The organism is Vibrio sp. L85, assembly GCF_963871815.1.
Taxonomy (GTDB): domain Bacteria; phylum Pseudomonadota; class Gammaproteobacteria; order Enterobacterales; family Vibrionaceae; genus Vibrio; species Vibrio harveyi.
In genome coordinates this window covers 1-822 of record NZ_CAWMYL010000083.1, presented here as the reverse complement: position 1 = coordinate 822, position 822 = coordinate 1, and the positions used below count along the sequence as shown (strand labels likewise).

Annotated in this window: 1 protein-coding gene; it reads right to left on the bottom strand. The window is 50.9% G+C overall.

Translation table 11 applies throughout. The annotated features are described in order from the left end of the window. A partial coding sequence (locus tag AACR11_RS08720; RefSeq protein ID WP_323128415.1) for a Calx-beta domain-containing protein occupies positions 1-822 on the bottom strand: 822 nt, incomplete at both ends.

The following is an 822-nucleotide window of genomic DNA, read 5'->3' as shown; positions in this document are numbered from 1 at the left end:
ATCTACCGTGAAGTTTTCAGGACCTTCGTAGACTTCGTCATCAATCGAAGCGATTCGAACATCGAACTGAGTCATACCAGCAGGAACACTCACCACACCATTAACAGGAACGGCTACCCAACCTGAGCCAGTGTTGTATTCAAGGGTACCGAGGTCACCGGCTTCGGTATCACCAAGGTTAAGGTCGAGCTGAACCTCCACTGGAGCTTCTGATGCATTAGATAATGAGACAACGAAGTTGGCGGTATCGCCTTCGTTAATCGTACCAGCATCACTAATAGATACCGTTGGACGGTCATCATCTGGATCGGGATCAGGGCCAGTACCATCATCGACAACGGTTGCGGTACCCGTGTCAGTGCCTTGGACAGGACCGAGACCGGTCACGTCTACCGTGAAGTTCTCTGGTCCTTCATAAACTTCATCATCAATAGAATCGATTCGTACATCGAACTCAGTTAAGCCTGCTGGTACAGTCACTACGCCATCGACAGGAACGGCAACCCAACCTGAGCCAGTGTTGTATTCAAGGGTACCAAGGTCACCTGCTTCGGTGTCACCGAGGTTAAGGTCGAGTTGAACTTCGACTGGGGCTTCTGATGCATTAGTTAACGAGACAACGAAGTTGGCGGTGTCACCTTCGTTAATCGTTCCAGCATCACTGATAGATACCGTTGGGCGGTCGTCATCCGGATCGGGATCAGGTCCCGTACCGTCATCAACAATGGTGGCGGTCCCCGTATCAGTGCCTTGAACAGGACCAAGACCGGTCACATCTACCGTGAAGTTTTCAGGACCTTCGTAGACTTCGTCATCAATCGA